Source organism: Staphylococcus agnetis (assembly GCF_011466855.1).
GTDB lineage: Bacteria > Bacillota > Bacilli > Staphylococcales > Staphylococcaceae > Staphylococcus > Staphylococcus agnetis.
Window position 1 is genome coordinate 2,328,181 of sequence record NZ_CP045927.1, and the last position, 20,369, is coordinate 2,348,549.

Sequence of the window (20,369 nt, forward strand, 5' to 3'; positions counted from 1 at the left end):
TTTCTTATTTTTTAATTATTTTAAATATGTGATTTTGCGCCATAACCATTCAAGTGGCCCCATCTTATAAAATTTCATATATATATTACATGCGACAATTTGCAGTACAACCACACCAATAATTAGAAGATAAACCTGACTTATCGTCATCGTACCGTATAATCTTAAAATGTAAAATACAAAGAACAAAATGACACTTTGCGTAATATATACTGTGAATCCTAATTTACCAACAGCCACCATAGGGTTTAACGCTTTTGCTGATTTTGGAAGCTGGCATAATAGCGTCACGAGGCAGAAATAGCCAATAGCCATAAACGTTCCACCGACAAACACAATTTGTGGTGCAATTGCAGAGCCTATCACATCAAATGATTGCATTTTAATGAAAATACCGATGGCTAAGGCCATCACACTGATTACCGAAATCACCTTCAAATGACGACGCATTTTATCGAACAACTCGAATCGATATGCCCATGTACCTAGCATAATAAATGGAAAAACGGTTAAAATACCTGCAAAGAAATTACCTATACTTAACATCGTGTTAACTTGGTTAAACTCATTCATATTCCATTTAATGATTTCCAAAATGTGTCCGCTTTGCAAAATTTCTGTCGTATGTGGATTGCGATTGAATGGAATTAACCTCGTCGCCTGCTCATTGAATAGCGATGACACGTACAGTAAGAAATTCAAAAGTAATAAGCCTATTGATATCATCAACGCATAACGACGATGAATAAATAAAAATGGTATAACGACTAATCCAAGCGTAGCATATGTGTGTAAAATATCACCATTGTATAAGAAATAACCGTGAATAAGCCCAAACGCTAGCATCGCAATAATACGACGATATAATACGATACCAGGTTTCATACCTTTATTGATCATATTGGTATACATAATCGCTAACCCTATACCAAATAAAAAGGCAAATATAGGATAGAAAGCGTTCTGTATAAACACTAAATTAAGTTGATATAAAAATTGACTCCAGGAATCTTTGTAGTAATGGAAAGGTTCATCAAAAACTGTAAAATAATGAACACCTAAAGCATTCATAAATAATATTCCAATTAAACTAATTCCTCGCATAACATCTAAGCTAAGAATTCTCTGTTTAATATCAATCAACTCTCTTTTTAATTAATTCTTGAAATCAATATTTCAAATCGTAACAATTACGGATTATACAACAATCCTTTTCTTTTCACAAACATTCATGAATTTAGAGAGACGAAACGGCATTGTAACTTCTGACTAAATGATTTAAAGTTCCACCAGCATGTCATGGTACGACTACTTGCAATCCCTCTTTAAACGCACAAGGCATATATGTCATTCGTGTTGACTAAGCTTTGGTTAAAATATGCGTTAAGCTAATTGGTACGCAGTAAAATCAATGTACTTACGATGATAATCCCTAGCTCACTATTAGTATAAAGTGTGAACTGACTTTAATAAAAAAAATTAAGAGAAATTTAAAATTAAATCTCCCTTAATTTAAATAATTTTTATAATTTAATTATATCATATATAACTAAGTAAACTAAGAAAATATGATTCAACTTTGCGCTAAAAGCATTCAAACGGTATTGCGCATTTGAGTGTTAAACATATGTTTTTAATAAAACCAATTCATCTTTTATAGGAATGCCCGACTCACTCAATTTTGGAATGTCAGGCTTTTTAGCTCTAGCAGTTTCTACAGCATTTGGTATCACATTGACAACCCTAAACCCTCGCTTTTGATAAAATCGTAATGCATCCAAATTGTCATTTGTGGTAATCACTTTTAACTTATGTTTTTGATATTGTTTTACAACATCATCCATCATGTTAATGAGACGTGTACCTACCCCTTTATTTTGCTCTGTACAATGTAGAGATATGATTTCGACATGGGCATCAAACACTAAAAACGTTAATATACCGATAATTTCATCACCTTCGATTGCAGCTAGTCCAGGTAATATATTCAAGTCATAATCTCCGGAAGATACCACCATCCTGCTCCCCCCGCAATAACAATGAAAAAATGCATGTTTATCTTCTTGGCTTAACGTATTTGTCTTGACGATATTCATGTTACACCTCACTTATTGATGAATTCCTATTGCTATATCATTTCCCCCTTTGAAATCATTTAATAGAAGGAATATAAAATTGCGCATTGTGTTGATCGAAAACAATTTGACTATAATCGAATGGCACACCCGTCTTTGTATAGAAAACTTGTTCATATCTAAGGGTAGGATCGCCTGTTTTATGATGCAGTAAATCCGCTTCTTCTTCCGTCAACGTGTCTACTTGAAAATAAATATCTGAATAGCCAATCTTTATTTTCAAATTTTCTTCCAAATATTGAAAGATTGATCCTTTAGCGATGTCTCCACTCATATAGGGCACTAATTTTTGACTAAAATAGGCATGTTCGATACACAAAACTACCCCATCGATATAGCGGACTCTTTTAACATAATAAACCGCATCATGCTCATTTAAATGCAATTGGTGCCGAATCTCTTCATTAGGATGTTTAATGTTTTGAACCTCAAGTACTTGGCTCGTGACAGTATGATGTTTTAAATCGTCTGTAAAACCATTACTTGTAAATAAATTAATGTATCCTGACCTTTTGGGACTTCTGACAAATATACCCCTTCCACGAGACTGATAGATATAGCCGTTTTTCTCTAACGTTTCAAGTGCTTTAATCACAGTACTCTTACTGACGCAATATTTCGTTTTTAATTGTTCGATATTAGGTAGACGGTCACCCGCTTGGTAAACGCCGTTTTCTAACATGCTACGAATCTGCTGTGCAATTTCTTCATACTTTAACATCAATATGCCTCACTCTTATTCATTTCTATATATTATATCATTAAAAACACCGTTTCATCATTGAACACGTTTTTACAAATTATACCGGTACATTTATAATGTATATGAACAAATAACTTTTGTAATGCTTAGATTTCAACACGAAAGGATGACGATGATGTCACAATTACCAAACAATTTTTTATGGGGTGGCGCGCTCGCTGCAAACCAATTTGAGGGCGGATACGATCAAGAGGGCAAAGGACTAAGTGTGATTGATGTAATGACTGCAGGCAGCCCGCATCACCCTCGTCAAATCACACAAACTATCGAATCCCATCAATATTATCCCAATCATGACGCCATTGATTTTTATAACCGCTATCCATCAGACATCGCATTATTTGCTGATATGCATTTGAAATGTCTTCGCACTTCTATCGCGTGGTCACGTATTTTCCCTAAAGGCGATGAACTCACACCTAACGAAGAAGGACTTCGTTTTTATGACAAAGTGATTGATGAACTACTCAAACATCATATTGAACCTATCATCACCCTTTCTCACTTCGAAATGCCCTTGCACCTTGCACATCACTACGGGGGTTTTAGAAGTAGAAAGGTCGTCGATGCATTTGTAAGATTTGCTGAAGTGGTCTTCAAGCGCTATCGACACAAAGTCAAATATTGGATGACATTTAATGAAATTAACAATCAAATGGACACGAGTAACCCTCTATTTTTATGGACGAATGCAGGCGTTTTGTTGAACGATGATGAGGATGCTGAAGACGTATTATATCAAGTCGCCCATCATCAACTTATTGCAAGCGCCCTCGCAGTAAAAGTGGGGAAATCCATTAACCCTAACTTTAAAATTGGCAATATGATATCTCACGTTCCAATTTATCCATATTCTTGTCATCCGGAAGATATAATGGAAGCAGAAATAAGTAATAGGCAGCGCTTTTTCTTCCCTGACGTTCAAGTGAGAGGATATTATCCACATTATGCTAAAAAGATGTTTGAACAAAAACATCTACATATCGGATTACGCGATGGTGATGAAACGATATTAGCTCAAGGCACCGTAGACTTTATCGGCTTTAGTTACTATATGTCTACAACAGTGAAACATAGAGACGACGTCCACTTTAATCACAATCCTGTTTTTGGCAGTTTACCAAGCTCCATAGAAAACCCTTACCTTGAAAAAAGTGATTGGGCTTGGGCTATTGACCCCATAGGATTACGCTATACACTCAATACACTCTATAATCGTTATCAACTGCCCTTATTTATCGTAGAAAATGGTTTAGGTGCCGTCGATACAATCGATGCACACGGTGAAATACAGGATGACTACCGTATTCATTATTTAAAACAACATATCGAAGCTATGATTCAAGCAATTAACGAAGATGGTGTTGACGTCATAGGGTACACACCGTGGGGCATCATCGACAGTGTGTCTTTTACTACAGGAGAAATGAGTAAACGCTATGGTCTCATACATGTAGACCGTGATAATCACGGTAATGGAACATTAAAACGAACAAAGAAAAAATCATTCTACTGGTATAAAAAAGTCATTGATTCTAACGGATCTATATTAGACTAGAATTTACACACAAAGAGGCAAAACGTTCATATATCTTCTCATTTTTTAAAAAGGAATTCTAAGCGCTTCCCTGTTCTAGGCGACTGACCTCGACAAATCTAAAAAATTTAGACATTAATAGCCAACAAAGATTATTTTATAGTAAACTTTGTTGGCTTCACAGATAGGGCGACGTCTTAGCCCTTCACTATTTATTTTTGACATGTTCTATGATATCCCCAGGTTGACACTCTAAATAATCGCAAATTGCTTCTAGTGTACTAAAACGAATGGCTTTTGCCTTTCCGGTCTTTAAAATGGATAAATTAGCTATCGTGATGTCTACCGCTTCTGATAATTCTGTTAATGATATGTTTTTTTCTTTCAGTACTTCGTCTAATTTTATTTTAATCATCTGTATAACCTCAAATTGTCAAATCATGTTCTGCTTTAATTTTTTGAGATTTTTCATAAACTGCTGCGAGTATTAAAATTGTTACACCAATAATCATAATGAGCGCATGACTCATATCGCTTGTATTTAATACGCCCTTATAGCTTTCTCTAATTGTCATGAGCGCTTGAAAGTTTGGAAGCACCCCATAAATGAATAAACACATGGCAATGCCCGTAATCTTCGTATGATTCGCATCTGAAAAATCAAAGCCTTTAAAAATCTTAAAGAATAATTTTAAAGTTAAAATACCCACGACAATAAACATGACACATTGCAAGATATAAATAAGCGCATAAGCATGATACTTCATTTCAATATCTACAAAATCCAAGTCAAATAGCGCATAATAATTCATAAGAGACTTAATAGCTACAACAATACTAAAAAATAAAAGCAACACCAACATTAACATCGTTATTCTAAATATCGCTTTCATAATCCACACCTCTTTTTATCGTTTTTCAATAAAATCATATCATCTATTTTATCGAATATCAATAAAAATTATCGATTTTCGATAAAAAAACACCCCCACTACGCTGATAGTGGAGGTGTATGCCATCTTAAGCGTGATATCTGCCAATAATAACACTTGTCACGTCATTGCCATTATACACAAAGCTGATTTTTTTACCATTAACATTATATGTCATACCTCTGTGTATTGAATCATGAGCCATAGGATAATTTGCATATGCTTTTTTCACATCTGAAACTTTTAATGATTTGTTTGTTACTGAAAATGTAATAGCAGTCGGTTTATGATTGATGTATTCAATTACTTGGTCATATTTCTTTTTAAAATAATATGGATCAGTCGCTTTGTATTTTGGATCTCTCGCGTCTACTTTGACATTGTTTATCGTCACATTATTAAACTTTAATGCTTGAATAAACGTTTTGTTAGTGACAAATTTTGCATTCTGTCCAGCGTAACCTGTATATGTGTAATATGGCGTTACTGCTGCTTGAGCAACACTTGATTCCGTTGGCAATGCGTTAAAAGATACTCCAGTTAATAAAATACTCGTAGCTAAAACGACTTTAGACATTTTGAACATCATATCAACTCCTGTATATTGTTAAATTACACTTTTATATTACGATAACATTACAAATATATCAACAGCATTACAGAAGTTTTTATAAATTTTTTTGGCATCTCTCTTAAAACCTTTATATATCAACATTTATAAATTAAAAAAATACACATATAACTAAAATTCGTTAGCTATATGTGTTCGATATGTCATTATATAATTTTATTTTTCCCATAAAAATTGAATCATCGCATTTGCTGCTTCTGCATTATCATGAAGTGCACTATGTTGCGCCTCATCACCTTCATATTTTAGTTCTTTATAGCTTTTAGGGCTATCGCCTAACAAATATTTTAATGATTGTGACGAACTATTGGATACTCGGCCATCGGAATGTGTCCCATCCAACACATCGCCGTAAATATTTAATACTTCGATATTTTTACCTTTATAAATGGATTTTAACTGCATAAATTCTTGATAAGGCGGGTTCATCCGTGATGGTTTGCCTTGATGATCAACTTTAATTTCATTATATTCTTCATTTAAGCCGATAACACCATTAAATGTTCCTGCGATATTCACTTGTTTTTTAAGTTGAGGCAATGACGTATCTTCCCCATAATCAATCATATATTGCGCAAAAGAAACATTTCCCATCGAGTGTGCGACAAAATTAAAATGTTTAATACCATATTTTTGTTTGAGCTTTTCCAATACATTACGAATCCATAATGCATTTTCGTTTAAATCCACTTGTGTATTGTCTTCTAAAACAATTTGGACCAATGGGTTTTTGGTATTTTTGGAAAAGTCACCTTCAAGCGTGACATCACCATCAAGAGATACGTACGCAATCACTACATCTTGCGTCACACCTTGATCTTTGGCTACATTCACTAAATATTTCATCGAATTGATCGTCCCACTATAGCCATGCAAAAAGACTGTCGGTGTCGTATCTTGAACGAATCTAGATTTTGCTTCTTCTTCAAATATTGTCCGTTTATGTACCACTATCATTATGATTAAAATAGCCACTATGACTGTCACTAAAGCCCCTACAAGCCATAAAATCCTTCTTTTCACAGTCGTAACCTCAATTCATTATTTTTTCACTATTATAACCAAAGTTGTTAGAAATTACCTTGTATTGAACTTAATTGAAGTGAATAGACCCATATCTATATTATTAAATCTAATGTTGTATGATTCTTTAGAAATACATATTAAGTCTTATGTTTCAATATTGTGTTCATATATTATAATTATCTGTATAGATTAGAAAAGGTATTGCTACCTTCAATTTAATAATATAGCGTACACAAATATTCAATTTCAGCAAATGATCACTCACGCATAATAATTAAACCGCTTCAAAGGAGGTCTTACGATGGCGTATCGAATCTTTGTAATTGAAGATGATCAGCAACTCGCACAACTCATAAAAACCTATTTATTAAAGTATAATTATGACGTTATATTATGTGACAATTTTAAAGACATTGATCATACTGTCAAATCTTTACAACCTGATTTAATCCTTTTAGATATTAATATTCCGTATTATGACGGTTTTTATTGGTGTCAGGAACTACGTAAAATCACATTAGCACCGATTATGTTTATGTCTGCTAGATCAGACGACATGGATCAAGTGCATGCAATGATGAGTGGTGGCGATGACTACATTACTAAACCATTTTCATATGATTTATTATTAGCAAAAATAACCTCACAGTTACGGAGAGCTTATGGAGACTATGCGGTGAAAGAGACAAACATTCAGTGTGGTGATTGTACGTTTAATAAATCAAAATTCACATTGTCCTGTCATGGTACAGAAATTGATCTTTCGAAAAATGAGTCATTATTGATTCACTCTTTGTTCGAACATTATCCTAACTCTGTCAGCCGAGAAAAAATTCTACTTAAAATTTGGGACAATGAGCATTTTGTTGAGGAAAATACGTTAAATGTGACTGTGAGTCGTGTCCGCAAAAAGTTACAAGACCTTCAGTCTAATATTAAAGTTGTGACAATACGTGGGATTGGATATAAAGTGACCTATGAAAAATAAACATATCCTTAAATTATTTATATTTGATTATGCGTCGCTTTTTATCATTATGTTTGTAGTACAATCGCTTTTCTTTAGTATCTTATTATTTTTAAAGGGCATCTGGATTAAAGAAGCACTCTATTTCAGCTTCTTAACCGCTTTTGTTTTATTCCTATATGTCATGTTTCGTTTATATCGAAGTGGTCAACTTTACGGTAAATTATTGCAAAAACATTCAAACTTAAATGATTATATGATTCATGATCCTAGAAGTTATATGGAGAAACAATTTAATGCATTAATCGATCATCTTATCGAAGAACAAGCACACCAATCCGTGAAATATAAAGAAGATAAACAATTGCAAAAAGTGTTAGTTTATCGCTTTGTACATCAAATGAAAACGCCTGTTTCCGTACTAAAGTTGATGTTAGAGAACCATGAAAACGATATGTTGGCTCAACCTATCAATCAAAACTTAGACAAAATTCAATATAACTTAAACCAAATGTTAAGTATGTATCAACTTGATGATTTCAAAAATGATTTTGTGTCTGAAAAAGTATATTTGCAAGACATATGTAAAACATGTATTAACAACTTGAAAGACTACTTTATCACTGCTCAAGTTTATCCTAGATTAGAAATTTCTGACGATACGTATGTTTATTCAGATTCTAAATGGTTGAAATTAGTGTTACATCAATTACTCACAAATGCCATTAAATATAGTTATAAAGGACAATCTGTTATTATCCAAGTTCATCGTGATGCTAATGGTGTGACACTTTCAGTGATTGATGAAGGCATGGGAATTCATGAAGCAGAACTCAAACGTATATTTGACATCTTTTACGTGGGTAGCAATGGCCGTAATAACGCAGATTCAAGTGGCATCGGCCTTTATATTGCACGAACAGTCATCGACAACCTCGGTCATACGATTACTATCGAGTCACAACTTAATCAAGGGACACAAGCACACGTACACTTTTAGTTAACAATAAAGAAACGTTGATTCATCAAATAAGATTACTTTTCCATAAATCCGTAACATTACAAATCTGTAAGGTTCTGTAATGTAATCGGATTTTTTTACTACATTTTGATTGCTAAGATTGATGTATAAAAGATGACCTTGTTAACGAGATAAAATAAAAGTTTAAATAGAGGAGCAAATATCATGATTCTAAAAGTATCTCATTTAGAAAAAACGTATAAAGGAAAAGTTGCATTCAAAGCATTAAACGATATCAATATGGAAGTAGATAAAGGAGAATTTATTGCCATTATGGGGCCAAGTGGAAGCGGTAAAAGTACGTTTCTCAATACGATTTCTACCATTGATGAACCCACACACGGCACAGTAGAAATAGACGGCATAAACCCTCATATTATTAACGATGAACAACTCGCAAAATTTAGACGTAACACCCTTGGATTTGTATTTCAGCAATTCAATTTAATTCATACATTAACGATTGGTGAAAATATCATTTTACCTTTAACTTTAGAAGGCATGGATTTTAAAGAAATGGATGCCAAACTTAAAGAAATCAGTGCAATGTTAGGCATAGAAAATATTTTGGATAAACGAACATATGAAGTATCTGGTGGACAGGCACAACGTGCAGCAATCGCAAGAGCTGTCATTAACGCACCTTCAATCGTATTAGCAGATGAGCCTACAGGAAATTTGGATTCTAAATCCGCTAAAGATGTCATGAAACTATTTAAAAAATTAAATGACACTTTAAATGTGACTATCATTATGGTAACCCACGATCCTAATATCGCGGCATATTCCGATAGAACGTACATTATAAAAGATGGCAATATTTATCAAGAAATCTTAAATAAATCGAGCCAAAGCAAATATAAACAACAGATTTTGAATACAATGACGTTGCTCGGAGGTGACGAAGTTGACCTTGCTTAATTTTGCATACAAAAATATCAGTCGTGACCTCAAAACCTATTTTTTCCATTTCATCAGTTGTACCTTTTCAGTTTTTGTATTTTTTATCTTTACGAATTTAACGTTCCACCCTGCACTCAAAGTTGTAGATAAAGATAGCACCATTGGTGTGATCCTAAATTTAGGATTGCTTATCTCACTGTTCTTTTCGTTTGTATTCATTTTGTATTCTGTAAATAACTTTCTAAAATTAAGAAGTAGACAATTTGCAATTTTAAATATTATAGGGTCGACCAACAAGCAATTTAAACGCATTATTTTTTATGAAAATGGGTTAATCTCTCTAGGTGCGCTTATTTGTGGAACAATTTTAGGAATTGTCTTTTCCAAATTCTTTTTAATGATAGCTGAAACAATCATCGGTGGATTGAACCTTTACTTCTATTTACCTATTAAAGCGATGATTTTCACTCTATTGTTAATGGGTGGATTATTTCTTTTTATCTCTATCATTGCACCCATCGTTTTAAGAAAGAAGAAGATTATAAGTTTGCTAAAAAAAGAGGATGAAGCAGAAAATAGCTATTTACCAATTATTGGATTAGGTGTTGCCATTATTATTCCAATTTTAATTTATAATAGACATAGCGAAAGCCTTTTGATGTACCCGCTTTATCTCCTGGCTTTCATTTTAATCAGTTATTTTATATTTAACCTTTTATTTGTTGTCTATATGTTAATCATGAAACAGACTAAATTGAAATTTAAAGGCGCCGGACTGATTAAACTCAGTAATTTTAATTATCACATTCATACCAATTTAAAGACGATGACCATTACAATGATGTTATTTACAATAACATTGACTTCTTTAATTTATATCATTGGTGCACCTAGAAATGTAGAAAAGACAACTCAAAAAATCTTACCGTATTCATTGATGTACAGTGCTTTAAATAAGAACATTGATGATAAAGAAAAAGCCAATAAAATTAAAGAAACTTTGAAAGATTACAAAGGCTTTAAATTTCTAGAAGTTAATTATTTAAAATTTTCGACCCCAAATAGAGATGTACTGATTTCCAATTCAATGTATAACAAGATTGCTAAATACCTTAAAAGAAAGCCTGTAGCTTTGAAAGACCATGATTACTATATGATTGGTACCGATGGTAAAAACGTCCCAAAGATGGGAGAGCTCATGGGAAAAGACCTTGAGCGCCATCAAATCAACAACAATAAAGGGGCAACATCTGAAACAATTGCGTTATCAGGCTATTTTACAAGTGTCACTGTTATTTCTGATACTAAATATAAACGCCTTTCACAACAACTTGAAAATAATCGCTTTTTCGCTTATCAATTTGATGACTGGCAGCATTACAATAGTCAAGCTTTAGCAAAGCAGTTAAACATCAATCAGGATGATGATTCGTTATCATCCGCTTACTGGTACTATACAACCGAAAAACTACAACGAAATATTATTGCTTATGTAGGGAGCGTTTTATGTATTTCGTTTCTAATCGGAATTGCCAGTTTAACTTACTCAAGGTTATACTCTTCAGCAGAAACTGAAATTAAAAAATATGAGACGATGATACGTTTAGGTATTTCCAAACAAACAATCAAGCATGCTCTTTCAAGCACAATTATATGGATTTTTCTCCTCCCTTTTATCGTAGCGCTGATGATTACATGGGGCATCGTCATTTATCTTGACCAATATAGTGTCATTTCCTACTATAAAATCGCGATGTATTGTAGCCTAATATATCTTCTCATTGAAGTCGGTTTATATTATTTAATTAAATATAAATACCAACGAAAAATATTTGAAGTGCTGTATCAACAAAAATAAGCCTATTCATTTAACTTAGCAGTCTCCCTTCATACTGACGGCACTCTCCCCTGTGAAGCTCACACAGGGGTTTATTTTATTTATTCATTTGTATCAACCCTATTCTGTAGACTTTCAAATTTATTAATCAAAAATTATATTGACTAATTGTGTAATTTCTATCATAATAATCCTGAGAATGATTCTCATTATCAACTTAGAGGAGGCTTCCATACTCGATGAAGCATTTATACCAACTGTTGATGCTGTCTCTTGCGGTTGTACTTGTACTTGCCGCTTGTGGAAATGATTCCAAAACAGCATCACAAAATAAGAATGGCGACACCGTTTCAATAAAACATGCCCTCGGCACGACAGATGTTCCTAAACATCCTAAACGAATTGTCACATTGTATCAAGGTGCAACGGATGTAGCAGTGGCGCTTGGTGTTGAACCCGTTGGTGCTGTTGAATCCTGGAAACAACAACCGAAGTACGATTATTTAAAAGATAAATTAAAAAACACTAAAATCGTAGGTCAAGAACCAGCGCCAAACTTAGAAGAGATTTCGAAATTGAAACCAGACTTAATCATTGCATCAAAAGTACGTAATGAAAAAGTCTATGATCAGTTGTCGAAAATTGCCCCAACAGTGAGTCACGAAACTGTATATAAGTTTAAAGACACTACTGAATTAATGGGTAAAGCACTTGGTAAAGAAAAAGAAGCACAAGATTTACTAAAAAAATATGATGAGAAAGTGAACGCATTTAAAAAAGATGCGAAAGCAAAATATGGTGATCAATGGCCAATCTCAGCTTCAGTTGTCAACTTCCGTGCTGGTAACACACGTATTTATTCAGGCGGATACGCTGGCGATATTTTACAAGATTTAGGCTTCAAACGTCCGAATGCGCAACAAAAAGAAGTCGATAAAGGTAAAGATATTATCGAACTGGCTTCTAAAGAAAGCATTCCGTTAATCAATGCAGACCAGATTTTCATTTTCAAATCAGACCCACATGCGGCTGATGCTAAATTAGTATCGAAAACTGAAAAAGATTGGACGTCTAGTCGCGAATGGCAAAATTTAGACGCCGTTAAAAAAGGTCATGTCGTGAACAATGTTGATGAAATCACATGGAATTTAGCAGGTGGTTATCACTCAGCGTTAGAATTAATTGATCAATTATATAAAGAATTGGACATTCAAAAAGTCACAAAATAAGGAGCCACGCTATGAGAGTTAAACCGACGCAGCAGCTTATAATAGCCGGTTTATGTCTTATCGTTGTGACAATATTAAGTTTTATGATAGGAATAACGTTTGTATCCTTCCCTTCTTTGATACAAGCGTTATTCCATTTTGATTCAAACAACGATATACATACACTTATTACTGGTACGCGCGCCTCAAGAACAATCATTGCGATGCTTACAGGAGCTGCATTATCAGTGTCTGGACTTTTAATGCAAGCCCTTACGCGTAATCCGATTGCGTCGCCTGGTTTATTTGGAGTAAATGCCGGCGCCGTCTTTTTTATTGTTTTTAGTATTACCTTCATTCAAATTGAATCATTTGAAATATTAACGATCGTCGCATTTTTAGGTGCCATTTTAGTAACATTACTTGTTGTTGCACTTGGGATGTTTCGACAAACACAATTTTCACCGCAACGTGTCATTTTAGCGGGTGCTTCAATATCGATGTTGTTCACCGCCTTTACACAAGGTATTTTGATTATGAATGAAACGAACTTACAAGGACTTTTGTTTTGGCTTTCAGGTTCCGTTGCATTACGTAATATATGGGATACCGCTTGGGTCATTCCATTGTTTCTCGTACTTTTCATCATTGCATTTTTTATGTCTACAAGAATTAATATTTTAATGACAAATGACGACATCGCTACTGGATTAGGACAAAACATTAAAATTACAAAATGGATATTGATATTGTTGATTAGTAGTTTAGCAGGTTTATCCGTTGCTTTAGTAGGGTCTGTCGTGTTTATAGGCTTAATTGTCCCTAATATCAGCAAAAAACTTTTACCACCTAACTATAAATATCTTATCCCTCATTCTGCTATGTTAGGTGCGATTTTAATGTTAAGTGCAGATATTATTGCGAGAGTTATCATTCAGCCTTCAGAGCTTCCGGTAGGTGTCATAACAGCGGTGCTAGGAGCGAGCGTCTTAATCTACTTAATGCGAAAAGGAGTTTATCGCCTATGATTATTAAAATGTCGCTTAAAGAAACACTTTGGGTGTTATTAACTATGGGTTTACTTCTTTTAGTCATTATATTAAGCATGATGTGTGGTACTTCCTTTATTACTTTATCTGAAATCATCGCATATTTTATGCACCCTTCAGAAAGTGTGAATCAATTCACACTGGAAGTACTTCGACTACCGAGAATCACGCTCGCCCTTTTAACTGGTATGGCTTTTGGTATCAGTGGGTTATTACTTCAAAATGTACTCAAAAATCCCATTGCATCACCAGATATTATTGGTGTCACGGGTGGTGCAAGCTTATGTGCTGTTAGCGTGATCACACTTTTTAACAGTATTAGTATTCACATGTTGCCATTATTTGCGATATTAGGTGGGACGTTAGCAATGATGTGTTTGTTATTATTCCAATTCCGCACACCTATACGTCCTTCCACGTTAATTATTATAGGTATCGCTTTGCAGACACTCTTTATTGCTCTAACACATGGGTTAATGGTGACTTCTAAAGAATTTGCGGCCTCTAAAGCGTATACTTGGTTAGTGGGAAGTTTGTATGGTAGCGCATTTGAAGATACGTTTGCTGTCTTAATCACGATAATCGCCATCATCCCAATACTTATCCTTCTCATCCCAAGAATGAAGGTTGCTGCCTTAGATGATGATATTGGTCGGGCTTTAGGGTTGCATTTAAAACAAACAAAATTATTACAACTCATTGTTGCAACGCTACTTGTATCCGTATCTGTAAGTTACGTTGGCAACATTGGGTTTGTGGGCTTAATTGCGCCTCACATTGCTAAAACTTTAATTAAACAAAGTACGTTGAAGCAAGTGATGATGTCTGCTTGTATTGGCGCCCTTTCTATTTTATTAGCTGATTTGGTTGGGCGTACTTTGTTTTTACCTAAAGAAATTCCTGCTGGGGTCTTTATCGCAGCGTTTGGTGCACCTTTTTTCATCTACTTATTACTCACAGTAAAAAAAATGTAAATACACTATAGTATTCCTTTTTTAATCGCATCGCCTTACTTATAGGGCCACAAAGTTCTGACGGTATCATCCCTTATGGATTCACTTCAGAAGACACGAAAAACGCCTTCAAAATTCATTTAAGCATGAATTTTTGAAGGCGTTTTAACGATGGTTTTCTTATGAAAATGCTTGGCATCGATGTATCATCATAACAAATTGGATTGCGTTTCAAATTATGATTTTTAAGCATTATGAAGTAAAACATCTACTTTGAGAGGAGCCTAATTACACTCATCTCATATTTATCGTTAATGTGCTAACATCTCTTCTTTTATTTCTTTTTCACTTAAGTGTGACGGATAATATGTTGGCCAATTTTCCATTTCTTTCAATAACGCTTCACGATCATTCCCCATAAATATATGGAAATGGCCTGTTTTTGTAGGCGCAATATTATGGTCACTAAACTGCACGTATTTCGGTAAATCTTTAGAACCCGTTCCAACTAACTCAAACGTGTACCGTACGCCTCTATTTCCTTTTTCATATTTAAGAATATCTTTACCGGCATATTCATATTGTCCTGTTACAGACTGTCCATTTTTCATAAATGTAATGGTACCATTTGAAATCGTAATATTGTTGATATCTGTTTGATACCCCACATTGTAATACGCTTTATACGCTTTTGCGGATTTATCTCCTTTTTGCTTCGCTTTATGTTCAAACACTTCATCAAGCGCTCCCGCTTTTAATAGTGGATAGACTGACTGCCATTCTCCTTCATAATCTGACAATGCGCGATCTTTAACTTGACTGTCTTTGAAATAGCCGTCATAAATGGCTTTGGCATGTTTCTGAGTATCATTGTCATCCTTAGTATCCAATGTCACCTTATCATTTAATGCTTTTTCAATATGTTGAATATTTTCGTTCATCAAACTTTGATATGTGGCGTCTTTAGCCTGTGATTTGGAAACAGACTCCATATTGTTAAAGCGAAGTGGTTCTGCACGCGTTTCTTGTCGTACTGTTTCTGTAACTTTATTCGAAAGATTGTCTTCGTACAGAATGTACTTTGCTTTCGTTTCATTGATGTCTTTCACAATGTTTTGAAGTTGTTTTTGTGAAGGGTCTTCTGCATTTAAGCTTTGAATCCCTACTTGTTTAAAGCCATAGCGATTGGCAAGATAACCTAATGATTCATGAGAAATAAAGACTGCATGTCCCTTATGGTTTTGTGTTGCTTTTTCTAATTTTTTATCTATATTTGCCACATCTTTAAGTAGCTGTTCGGCGTTCTTTTCATAAGTATTTTTATGACTCGGATCTTTTTTTACAAGTTCATCACGAATCGATTCAATAAATTTCTCATTGAATTTTGGATCTAACCAAACGTGAGGATCATATCCCCCGTGATGATGTCCTGTTTCATGATGATGCTCATCCGATCCATGCTCATGTGTATCTGTTAACAATTCAGACTTATCGATATGATTTTCTAATGATAACTTTTTATCATCCGCTTTAATAGCCGATGCCACTTTTTTGGCTACAGGATCTAAATTATCCCCTGTGTAGATAAATAAATCGGATTGACTGGCATTGATGATGTCTTTTTGAGAGGGCTCAAAATGATGTAAATCTGCGCCAGCAGGATAAAGCGTATTCACTTTAACATGCGCTCCTCCAATTTGTTTCACAAATGATTGTAAAGGAAAAACAGTTGTCGTTACGCTCAACTTATCATCATTTTTATCTTTGTCCTCTTGTGGACCGCAGCCAACTAACACAGCGCAACTACACGCTAACCCTAATAAAATTTTTAAATGCTTTTTCATACGTGATTCCCTTCTATAAATAGTAATGATTACTATTTGCAATTATACAATGTCACACGTCTTAATTTCAATACTATCTTTTATCTCTTTAAATCACATTTTTCTTTTTATGTAATCGTCTTTAAGTATGCGCGGATAAGGTCATTTTTCAAATTAACTCCGAATTGTTAAAAATGCTATATTATCAGTATTTAATGATTTAAGTTAAGCATTTGTTTAATTTAGTTAATGAATGCTTTACATTTATTTAAGCTTCGTTTAATTCCCATACCCATGTCCGCGTGCTAAACTTCTAATTGCTTGGGATGATTATTTTACACACAGAGGAGACAACATCATGAGAAAACAGAACATTTCGAGATTATTAATTGGAGCAGCAACACTTACACTTGCAACAATGGTTGCTAATGGAGAAGCAAAAGCTTCAGAATACACTACACATCAACAATCTACGCATCATTACCAAACACATCAACAGCATGCGCCTCAACAACAAGCGCATCAAAATGATCATAAAGATGTGCAACGTGCCTACTATCATTTAATCCATTTAAAAGGGATTGATGAAGCACAACGCAGTCGATTCTTACAACAATTACACGACAATCCTACAAAAGAAACCGCACAAAATGTATTTTCTGAATCAACAAAAGACGTCAACAATCCTGAGCGTCGATTAGCACAACGCAATGCTTACTTTTCAGTTGTAAACAATCCAGATATATCTTCAGCTGACCGTGAGCGTTATATCAAAAAAATAATTGAGAATCCAGATCACAGCCAACAAATTTGGATTGAATCTAACAGCGTTCCAAGTCAAAACAAAGATAACTCAGCTACTGAAGAAGAACTTCAAAAATTAATTAGTATAGATCAACCGATTAACAATGCAAATCATCACGTTGTACCTAATGTTGTACCTAATAATGTCAAAAACAAACATACTCTATCTGATACTAATGTAGGTAAAGCAGACACAACAAGCTACAAAACACCAGACAATGGTCACAAACCATCAGCACAAGACCTTAAAGCAAAACAAGAAGAGCAACATGTTGTCCAAAAAGCCTTCCAATTTCTTTTACAATTAAAAGGTTTAGATGAAAAACAACGTAGTGAATTCTTAAAACAATTACATGAAAATCCAACAAAAGAAACAGCGCAAAATGTCTTTTCTGAAGCTTCAAAAGACGTTGCCAACCCTGAGCGTCGTGTGGCACAACGTAAAGCGTATATTAATTTATTAGAAAACAATAAATTACCAATTGGTGACCTTGAACGTTTAGTGAAAGAACTTCACAAAAACCCTGACCATGCACAACAAATTTGGATTGAATCACATCGTCTTTCAAACGCCAACACAAAAAGTAAAGTGTCAGAACACGAATTCAATCGTTTAGTTAAACCTACTCAAAAAGATTTTGATAGACGTGACGATTTTCTTAAAAGTAACGAATTAAAAGCTTTACAAGGATCTAACAGTGGAAATACGGCATCTGTAGATGAATTCCGAAGATTCACTAAAGATAGCGTAATTGACCTTGAAAACAACAAACAAAAATTAGATTACTTATTAAGCTCAAATAAAGATAACACTGTTAGTGCTGAACAATTTAGAAATATTCATTTACCAAATATTTCAGTACCATCTGAAAAAGGCTCTCTTGAATATTTAACAAATTCAAACAGAGACAATACATTAACAGATGATCAATTACCAAATATTATTAATTCATTTCCAATTATTCCAGTAGCGCAAGACGCAACAATTCAGCCAAGAGCTAAAGCATCACACAAACGACATGCACATAAATCAAGCCATGTTAAAGAAAGAGGTATTACGTACCCGCTTTATGAAAACTTTGGCACTCAAATTAAAGAGAGAGGTATTACGTACCCACTTTTTGAAAACACAAAAGCTCAAAAAAAATTTATTGAAAAATTATTAGGGCCAAATGGGACAAAAAACTTAACAGTTGAGGAGTTAGACAAATTATTTCCTCCTATCCCAGTAGCTAAAGAAGCAGCTAAAAAAAACGTAGCACATTCAAAAACTAAGACAACAAAACGTACCCAAAAAACAAAACATCAATATCAAGAAGCGATTACATATCCGCTTGATGTAGAGTCTAATGAAGACGTTTTAAAACGCTTGCTTGGATCTAAAAGTCTTAACAATTTAGCTATTACTCAATTAAAAAGTTTGTACCCTACAATTCCAGCATCAAAAGAGGCTGCTCAAAAGAAAGGCAATCATCAATATCAAGAGGCCATTGCCTATCCTCTTTATGAAGACAATGTGGTACGTAAAGCCCTTATTGATGAGCTTGTAGGACCTAACGGGACGAAAAACATCTCACTTGAAAAGTTAGAAAAGTTATTCCCTGCTATCCCAGTAGCTAAAGATAAAGCATCTCACAAACAACATGCGCATAAATCAAGCCATGTTAAAGAACGAGGTACTACGTATCCTCTTTATGAACACTCTGATGCTCAAAAGAAATTCATTGAAGAATTGTTAGGGCCTAACGGTACAAATAACTTAACGCTTGAACAATTAGAAAAGTTATTCCCTGCTATCCCAGTAACTAAAGATAACGCATCGCACAAACAACAAGCGCATAAATCAAGCCATGTTAAAGAAAGAGGTACTACGTATCCTCTTTATGAACACTCTGATGCTCAAAAGAAATTCATTGAAGAATTGTTAGGACCTAACGGTACAAAAAACTTAACACTTGAACAATTAGAAAAGTTATTCCCTGCTATCCCAGTTACAAAAGAAGCAATGGAAGCACGTCAAAATGATCGCATTGCATCTGCAAATAAAGCATTAGTGGCATTAAACAAAGACTATTCAGTAAACAGCCACCGTTTTGCACAACGTGAAGTGAACAAAGCACCTCACCACGTTCAAGCGCAATTACAAAAACAACTTGATGGCATTCTTACAACACATCGTGAAAAAGCAGAAAAAGAACGTCTTCAAAAACCTGAAACAAACAAAACATCAAATAAGGCATCAACATCAAAAACGGATACGCAAACTAAAACAACACAATCAAAAGCAACGCAAACAACTCAATCCGAACAACAGACAACAACATCAAGCTACTACAAATCATTGAAAAATTATTTTACTCAAGGCTATCATAATGTTGCACAATCACACCAAGGATTTAAAGCGAAATATGAACAAGCAAAATATTATTTCAACACGTACTTTAAACATAAAAGTACAATCGATAAACTTGTTTTAGCGGCACTTGGCAATGGTTCAAAAACACACATTAAACCACTTGATATTAAACCGAACGGAAACGTATTTTATAACACGTATGTGCAAGCAAGAAATTATGCTACTGAAGCATTAAATACAGGAAAAGTGTTATACGCACTTTACCAAAATCCAAAAACAGTGAAAACAGCCATTGCAGCAGCAGACACTGTATCATCATTCTCTCATTCACTTTCAAACTTTTTTGCTTCAATTATGAAGTAATCTCATTAATGTTATTGAGCGGAGCGGTTAAATGACATTAAGAAAAGGACACGTCCTATCC

17 protein-coding genes are annotated in these 20,369 nt (G+C 34.2%); 9 read left to right on the forward strand and 8 right to left on the reverse strand.

Going from position 1 to position 20,369, the window contains the following annotated elements; all coding sequences use genetic code 11:
* Window positions 1–15 precede the first annotated feature (15 nt).
* The 3 genes from GJE18_RS11625 to GJE18_RS11635 all read right to left on the reverse strand — a co-directional run bounded on the left by GJE18_RS11625 (window position 16) and on the right by GJE18_RS11635 (window position 2,856).
* On the reverse strand, window positions 16–1,071 hold the full coding sequence (locus tag GJE18_RS11625; RefSeq protein ID WP_157951754.1) for a DUF418 domain-containing protein: 1,056 nt from the start codon (window positions 1,069–1,071) through the stop codon (window positions 16–18).
* A gap of 548 nt (window positions 1,072–1,619) precedes the next feature.
* Entirely contained in the window at window positions 1,620–2,018 is a 399-nt protein-coding gene (locus GJE18_RS11630) for a GNAT family N-acetyltransferase (RefSeq protein WP_060552080.1), read from the reverse strand.
* 133 nt (window positions 2,019–2,151) lie between these two features.
* Window positions 2,152–2,856, reverse strand: coding sequence for a GntR family transcriptional regulator (locus GJE18_RS11635; RefSeq protein WP_107368767.1), 705 nt, complete (start codon window positions 2,854–2,856; stop codon window positions 2,152–2,154).
* A 157-nt stretch (window positions 2,857–3,013) separates the two neighbouring features.
* Here GJE18_RS11635 and GJE18_RS11640 point away from each other — a divergent pair, with 157 nt between their 5' ends.
* Window positions 3,014–4,456 (forward strand): 6-phospho-beta-glucosidase, encoded by a 1,443-nt coding sequence (locus GJE18_RS11640; RefSeq protein WP_107368766.1) that lies wholly within the window; start codon window positions 3,014–3,016, stop codon window positions 4,454–4,456.
* 187 nt (window positions 4,457–4,643) lie between these two features.
* On the opposite strand, the gene GJE18_RS11645 is transcribed toward GJE18_RS11640, so the two are convergent.
* From GJE18_RS11645 to GJE18_RS11660, 4 genes are all read right to left on the reverse strand, one after another.
* Window positions 4,644–4,850, reverse strand: a complete 207-nt coding sequence (locus GJE18_RS11645; RefSeq protein WP_060552083.1) for a helix-turn-helix domain-containing protein — start codon at window positions 4,848–4,850, stop codon at window positions 4,644–4,646.
* A gap of 10 nt (window positions 4,851–4,860) precedes the next feature.
* The gene (locus GJE18_RS11650) at window positions 4,861–5,328 is read right to left on the reverse strand and encodes a DUF2975 domain-containing protein (RefSeq protein ID WP_240928881.1); all 468 of its coding nucleotides are present in this window, start codon (window positions 5,326–5,328) and stop codon (window positions 4,861–4,863) included.
* A gap of 127 nt (window positions 5,329–5,455) precedes the next feature.
* On the reverse strand, window positions 5,456–5,953 hold the full coding sequence (gene isaB, locus GJE18_RS11655) for an immunodominant staphylococcal antigen IsaB family protein (RefSeq protein WP_107368765.1): 498 nt from the start codon (window positions 5,951–5,953) through the stop codon (window positions 5,456–5,458).
* Window positions 5,954–6,154: 201 nt separating this feature from the next.
* Window positions 6,155–6,955: an alpha/beta hydrolase gene (locus GJE18_RS11660; protein ID WP_107368773.1), complete on the reverse strand. Its 801-nt coding sequence runs from the start codon at window positions 6,953–6,955 to the stop codon at window positions 6,155–6,157.
* Between the two features lie 370 nt (window positions 6,956–7,325).
* Here GJE18_RS11660 and GJE18_RS11665 point away from each other — a divergent pair, with 370 nt between their 5' ends.
* The 7 genes from GJE18_RS11665 (at window position 7,326) to GJE18_RS11695 (ending at window position 14,983) form a co-directional block, all read left to right on the forward strand.
* The gene (locus GJE18_RS11665; RefSeq protein WP_107368764.1) at window positions 7,326–8,012 is read left to right on the forward strand and encodes a response regulator transcription factor; all 687 of its coding nucleotides are present in this window, start codon (window positions 7,326–7,328) and stop codon (window positions 8,010–8,012) included.
* Window positions 8,002–8,991, forward strand: a complete 990-nt coding sequence (locus tag GJE18_RS11670; protein WP_060552087.1) for a sensor histidine kinase — start codon at window positions 8,002–8,004, stop codon at window positions 8,989–8,991. The genes GJE18_RS11665 and GJE18_RS11670 overlap by 11 nt, the downstream gene beginning before the upstream one ends.
* Before the next feature lie 186 nt (window positions 8,992–9,177).
* Window positions 9,178–9,933, forward strand: a complete 756-nt coding sequence (locus GJE18_RS11675) for an ABC transporter ATP-binding protein (protein ID WP_060552088.1) — start codon at window positions 9,178–9,180, stop codon at window positions 9,931–9,933.
* A complete protein-coding gene (locus GJE18_RS11680) occupies window positions 9,920–11,773 on the forward strand; it encodes an FtsX-like permease family protein (RefSeq protein WP_107368763.1) in 1,854 nt (617 codons plus the stop codon). Before GJE18_RS11675 ends, GJE18_RS11680 begins: the two co-directional genes overlap by 14 nt.
* A gap of 218 nt (window positions 11,774–11,991) precedes the next feature.
* Complete coding sequence (locus GJE18_RS11685; RefSeq protein WP_107368762.1) at window positions 11,992–12,981, forward strand: ABC transporter substrate-binding protein; 990 nt, start codon at window positions 11,992–11,994, stop codon at window positions 12,979–12,981.
* An 11-nt stretch (window positions 12,982–12,992) separates the two neighbouring features.
* On the forward strand, window positions 12,993–13,988 hold the full coding sequence (locus tag GJE18_RS11690) for a FecCD family ABC transporter permease (protein ID WP_107368761.1): 996 nt from the start codon (window positions 12,993–12,995) through the stop codon (window positions 13,986–13,988).
* Complete coding sequence (locus GJE18_RS11695) at window positions 13,985–14,983, forward strand: FecCD family ABC transporter permease (protein WP_107368760.1); 999 nt, start codon at window positions 13,985–13,987, stop codon at window positions 14,981–14,983. Before GJE18_RS11690 ends, GJE18_RS11695 begins: the two co-directional genes overlap by 4 nt.
* A gap of 290 nt (window positions 14,984–15,273) precedes the next feature.
* Here the strand turns inward: GJE18_RS11695 and adcA are convergent, their stop codons facing one another.
* Window positions 15,274–16,806 (reverse strand): zinc ABC transporter substrate-binding lipoprotein AdcA, encoded by a 1,533-nt coding sequence (gene adcA / locus GJE18_RS11700; protein ID WP_107368759.1) that lies wholly within the window; start codon window positions 16,804–16,806, stop codon window positions 15,274–15,276.
* A 337-nt stretch (window positions 16,807–17,143) separates the two neighbouring features.
* Between adcA and GJE18_RS11705 the strand changes: the two genes are divergently transcribed.
* Window positions 17,144–20,308, forward strand: coding sequence for a B domain-containing protein (locus GJE18_RS11705; protein WP_107396923.1), 3,165 nt, complete (start codon window positions 17,144–17,146; stop codon window positions 20,306–20,308).
* The last annotated feature ends 61 nt before the right edge of the window (window positions 20,309–20,369 follow it).

Bases quoted from the DNA above. Each gene is read 5' to 3' on its own strand.
- isaB (WP_107368765.1), bottom strand. From the start codon at position 5,953: ATGTTCAAAATGTCTAAAGTCGTTTTAGCTACGAGTATTTTATTAACT.
- GJE18_RS11635 (WP_107368767.1), bottom strand. From the start codon at position 2,856: ATGTTAAAGTATGAAGAAATTGCACAGCAGATTCGTAGCATGTTAGAA.
- GJE18_RS11645 (WP_060552083.1), bottom strand. From the start codon at position 4,850: ATGATTAAAATAAAATTAGACGAAGTACTGAAAGAAAAAAACATATCA.
- GJE18_RS11640 (WP_107368766.1), top strand. From the start codon at position 3,014: ATGTCACAATTACCAAACAATTTTTTATGGGGTGGCGCGCTCGCTGCA.
- GJE18_RS11705 (WP_107396923.1), top strand. From the start codon at position 17,144: ATGAGAAAACAGAACATTTCGAGATTATTAATTGGAGCAGCAACACTT.
- GJE18_RS11670 (WP_060552087.1), top strand. From the start codon at position 8,002: ATGAAAAATAAACATATCCTTAAATTATTTATATTTGATTATGCGTCG.
- GJE18_RS11695 (WP_107368760.1), top strand. From the start codon at position 13,985: ATGATTATTAAAATGTCGCTTAAAGAAACACTTTGGGTGTTATTAACT.
- GJE18_RS11625 (WP_157951754.1), bottom strand. From the start codon at position 1,071: ATGAATGCTTTAGGTGTTCATTATTTTACAGTTTTTGATGAACCTTTC.
- GJE18_RS11660 (WP_107368773.1), bottom strand. From the start codon at position 6,955: ATGATAGTGGTACATAAACGGACAATATTTGAAGAAGAAGCAAAATCT.
- GJE18_RS11630 (WP_060552080.1), bottom strand. From the start codon at position 2,018: ATGGTGGTATCTTCCGGAGATTATGACTTGAATATATTACCTGGACTA.
- GJE18_RS11685 (WP_107368762.1), top strand. From the start codon at position 11,992: ATGAAGCATTTATACCAACTGTTGATGCTGTCTCTTGCGGTTGTACTT.
- adcA (WP_107368759.1), bottom strand. From the start codon at position 16,806: ATGAAAAAGCATTTAAAAATTTTATTAGGGTTAGCGTGTAGTTGCGCT.
- GJE18_RS11690 (WP_107368761.1), top strand. From the start codon at position 12,993: ATGAGAGTTAAACCGACGCAGCAGCTTATAATAGCCGGTTTATGTCTT.
- GJE18_RS11650 (WP_240928881.1), bottom strand. From the start codon at position 5,328: ATGAAAGCGATATTTAGAATAACGATGTTAATGTTGGTGTTGCTTTTA.
- GJE18_RS11665 (WP_107368764.1), top strand. From the start codon at position 7,326: ATGGCGTATCGAATCTTTGTAATTGAAGATGATCAGCAACTCGCACAA.
- GJE18_RS11675 (WP_060552088.1), top strand. From the start codon at position 9,178: ATGATTCTAAAAGTATCTCATTTAGAAAAAACGTATAAAGGAAAAGTT.